Here is a 4,092-nt window from a genome sequence, read left to right on the forward strand (position 1 = left end):
TATACAATAGCCATACATTATACTGTACTTTGTGTTTTGTGTAAAGGCTGTATCCCCATTGATGATTTAATTTAACTGGGGCTAGACCCTCCGCAAATTCCCCAGCTTCTGAAAATTTAGGTTCAATAATCGAGTTACCTTCCCGGTCAATATATCCCCATTCAGATCCGATCCTAACTTTTGCCCGTCCTTGGGAAAAGCTACCCCCACCATCAAATTTAGCTATAATGTGCCAATCACCTGATTTATTAATATATCCCCATTTTGTCTGATCATAAAGTTTAGCTAATGCCAAACCTTCCGCAAAATAATAGACAGGATTCAAACTAAATTTGGCAGGAATTGCTAGTCTACCTTCCCGGTCAATATATCCACTTTTATCATCCATGTTGACACTAGCCATTCCCTCCGAAAATGCCCCCAAAGATATAATATCACTTGCCAAAGTGATCACGATATTTTCTTCTGTATTAATGAAGCAATTTTGACCATTAATGATGACATTAGCTAATCCTTCGGAAAATTTTGCCGCATAGTCAAATTGAGGGGTAATTGCGAATAAATTACTATAGGCGATATATTCCCAAGACACCACATTTCTAGGTCGCAAGGCTTGACATAAAAAAGCCGCGATTTCACCCCTAGTAGCATTTTGATTAGGCTTGAGTTGTCGAACTTATGGATAATTAACCACTAAATTTTCAATCGCCCCAGCGGCAATTCTTTCCCTAGCATAATTGGGGATTGCCGCCGCATCATCAAAATATTGTGTGAGAATTTCTTCCGGGTTTTCAGGGATTCTATGCTGTAGATGTGCCGCTAAAACAATTAAGGCTTGCACCCTAGGAATAGGTTGCTGTGGGCGAAATGTACCGTCAGGATAGCAGGCCAAAAAACCTCGGCGAGTCGCTTGTTCAATATTCGATTTTGCCCAATAGTTATCGGCAACATCTTTATAGGCGATCGCCTCCTGAATTATCGGTGCATCATCAAACATCCTACACATTAACGTAGCAAACTCAGCCCTAGTTACAGGTGCATTGGGGCGAAATGTACCATCTGGATACCCTAAAATAATGTTTATATTAACTAATAAGTTAATGGCTTGAATCCCCCAGTTATTTTCTATGTCTGATTGCATTTATATATCTCAAATTATGGTGTGATAATAGCTGACCAATTATCCGAAATTTATGCAGTCCATAATAACATTATTTTCTGTTTAAAACCACCTCGTTGCGCTCGTTTTTCATCAACTTTTAATTGTATCTGCTCATCGGATATGTTATAACTTTTCTTCAACGATTCAACCACCTCTAAAATATCTGCTAATTCCTCCAATAGACTAGCATCATCGCTTTCTTGAACTTCCTCGGCTTCTTCCCTTAACTTATTTCGTAAAGCTATGCGATATTCCGCCTCAGATAAAACCTTGATTTCCGGCTTACCTCCAGATTGTCGTATCATTTCAGGAATGCGATCGCGCACCAGTTTATAATATTCTTTACGCATTCAATTATCCCCTCACACCACCAAATTTTGCTGATTAGATTACCGAGAAATTCTCGCTTCCGACAAAGCTATTTCCTGATTCCGACGATACAAAGCCACCCGATTTTGAGCCGTAGCATAGCGAGGATAGCTAGGAGATACAGCCGCCATTAAATCAGCCGCCGCCCGCCATTTTTCCGCAATTTCTAACCATTCCCTATCAGTCATTGCATCCCTTCCTAAAGACACAGCATTTTCAGCTAATTGGACAGCCTGTTTAAACAACTCTTCATCCGATAATACATCATCAGAAATTGTCTGATTGGGAGTAGGTTTCACCGATGTATAATCCGAGTTAAACAATTGAGTAACCGCTAAACTCATCCATTGATAAAAAGCAAATACCCCCACAATTAATAACACAATTATGCTGATGAGCGCAATTAATATACCCCGTGACGATTGTTGCTTTTGCACCAATTCCTGAGATGGATAACTATCAATTAGTCCCCCACTAGTATGACCCGGTAATCCCGCCCATATATGTGGTTTTTTTATGGTGATATTTTCTGACCAAAGCAGTTCACTATCTGGACTATCCAGAATATCCTCTAACCACAGTAATTGATGTTGATTAAAGACACGACTATGGATGCTAACTCGGCGAATCTTCCGGGGAGCAATTGTCTCTAAAACGTCCTTAATCTCACGGACTAAATATGATTTATCCAGATATTCTGCTTGCTTTCCTTCACAAAGTAATTGCAGAATACCCCCCACAAAAACAGCCCTAATTATTACCTTACTTTCCGCCAGATAATAATTAAGTACCTCAACTATGGCGACCACACTACCTTGGTGAGCCTGTTTGATCAAATCATTAATTGCATCCATCATTTAGCAGCCGAAACTATAGCTATTGACTGACTTCCCGAAAAAATTGCCCTAATTGACGACTCATTGACTTCACCAGTCCTTCGGATTTTTGAAGTTGAGCGTCAACTGTTGCTTCTAATTCCTTAACCCGGGCTTCGGGAAGATTAAGCAATTCTAGCAATTTTTGATAGGCGCGTGCCTCTTCATCATTAATCATTGGCTCCTCTGTAACCCTAGCACTAGAGCTAATCACCTGATAACCCAAAGCCAAAACCAATTCCCGTTCCTCTGGAGTTTGCAGTTTGGGAATCAACTCGTCAAGGGGAATATTCTTCATCAGATAATCCTTTGACACTCCCATTGCCTAAAGGCGAGGGGATTCTTCATTCATAGACCCAACTTGCTTTGACAGGATTGCTCCAGCCATAGTATAGGTCGAATCTCCTGAAGCGTTCGGGTATAAGACCCATGTTCCGCTATGCCCTAGCGTACACAAGGCTGACTTTGCTGCGCAACGCTGCGCGAACAGGATGTTGAGCGCAGCATTCCCATCCCGAGCCAAGTTTAACCCACATTGACAAACATGAGTTCGAGTGGATAGGGCTTTTTTGACCACTGCACCACAGTTAGAGCATTCTTGGGAAGTATAAGCCGGGTTAACCGCAACCGTCACCTTGCCAAACTTCACCCCAAAATACTCTAGCTTCCTGAACTGATACCAACTTGCATCATTAATCGACGGGAATGGTGATTTGATTACGAGTTTCTGATAACTTCCAACCACAAGTTGTGTATTCAACTGAACGGCTGTTCTTTTTGAACTTGGGAAAACCTTTCTTTCCTCGAATGGCTTTCCGGCAGTTCTCGTAGAACCTCCTTATTGCCGAATATGCTCTTTCAATGGACGCTTGACAGGCGCTGGAGTTTAAGTTTTTAGCAAAAGGAAATTCATCTCGAGCGTGTTTTGCCCTAGACCATACAAATTATTCTGCCCAATTCCTGAATTATCCATCCAGAAACCGATCGCTTTATTGCCGATGGACTGAGCAGTTCGGATCGCCTCATCAATGGCAATGCACGTGATTTGACTTCCCTTTGGCTTTAAACTCCAGTACAATCATTTATATGGGACAACCCGCCTGTTATGGTCGAAAGGGAAGTCACCTTCCCCAACTCCAATTCCAAACCGTGCTTGATACTTTCACATCACACGGCTCCTAATGTAGATACCCTATTGTCAGTAGGAACAGGGCTACAACCCCCTGCTTTATGACCTCAACTTTCGGAGCTATAGCATTAGTCAAGGTGGTTAGGACGCAGCTTTGAGAACGGAATCCATGGCATCATGGAGAGAATCAAACTGCTCAATACAATGGCGAATGCGGGCTTTCAACCACGACCAACATTTCTCTATCTTGTTGAGGTCTGGCGAATAAGGTGGTATAGCACAAGACAGAACACTTAGGACGTATAATGGAGAGGACGAGATGACTAAGAAGACCAAAAATGCCAGCCCCCTATAGTTACGACCTCAGACAAAAAGTTATTGATGCCATTGAACTAGACGGTATGCCCAAAACAGAAGCCAGTCAAGTTTTCCATGTCAGCCGGAACACCATTAATCTCTGGCTGCCAAGAAAAGCACAGACCGGAGACTTCCTCCCTCAACCTATAGCACCAGACAGGAAAGTTAGGACGTATAATGGAGAGGACGAGATGACTAAG

Annotated in this window: 6 protein-coding genes and 2 pseudogenes; 1 reads left to right on the forward strand and 7 read right to left on the reverse strand. The window is 42.2% G+C overall.

Annotation, left to right across the window (positions count from 1 at the left end; genetic code table 11):
- The 7 genes and pseudogenes from P5683_RS23180 to P5683_RS23210 form a co-directional block, all read right to left on the reverse strand.
- The coding region (locus tag P5683_RS23180; RefSeq protein ID WP_315642065.1) for a WG repeat-containing protein at nucleotides 1-592 on the reverse strand (592 nt) is incomplete at its 3' end.
- 84 nt (nucleotides 593-676) lie between these two features.
- Nucleotides 677-1,141, reverse strand: coding sequence for an S-layer homology domain-containing protein (locus tag P5683_RS23185; RefSeq protein ID WP_006624896.1), 465 nt, complete (start codon nucleotides 1,139-1,141; stop codon nucleotides 677-679).
- Between the two features lie 50 nt (nucleotides 1,142-1,191).
- A complete protein-coding gene (locus P5683_RS23190) occupies nucleotides 1,192-1,512 on the reverse strand; it encodes a nucleoside triphosphate pyrophosphohydrolase (RefSeq protein ID WP_006624895.1) in 321 nt (106 codons plus the stop codon).
- 39 nt (nucleotides 1,513-1,551) lie between these two features.
- Nucleotides 1,552-2,388, reverse strand: a complete 837-nt coding sequence (locus P5683_RS23195; RefSeq protein WP_006668221.1) for a hypothetical protein — start codon at nucleotides 2,386-2,388, stop codon at nucleotides 1,552-1,554.
- 19 nt (nucleotides 2,389-2,407) lie between these two features.
- A complete protein-coding gene (locus tag P5683_RS23200) occupies nucleotides 2,408-2,704 on the reverse strand; it encodes a hypothetical protein (RefSeq protein WP_006668220.1) in 297 nt (98 codons plus the stop codon).
- A gap of 27 nt (nucleotides 2,705-2,731) precedes the next feature.
- Nucleotides 2,732-3,488: pseudogene (locus tag P5683_RS23205) on the reverse strand (zinc ribbon domain-containing protein).
- A gap of 188 nt (nucleotides 3,489-3,676) precedes the next feature.
- Nucleotides 3,677-3,811: pseudogene (locus P5683_RS23210) on the reverse strand (transposase); the annotation flags it as partial.
- A 62-nt stretch (nucleotides 3,812-3,873) separates the two neighbouring features.
- Between P5683_RS23210 and P5683_RS23215 the strand changes: the two are divergent.
- Nucleotides 3,874-4,092, forward strand: a 219-nt coding sequence (locus P5683_RS23215) for an IS630 transposase-related protein (RefSeq protein ID WP_315669489.1), incomplete at its 3' end; no start/stop codon positions are given.

This window comes from Limnospira sp. PMC 1279.21 (assembly GCF_032349615.1).
Lineage (GTDB): Bacteria > Cyanobacteriota > Cyanobacteriia > Cyanobacteriales > Microcoleaceae > Limnospira > Limnospira fusiformis.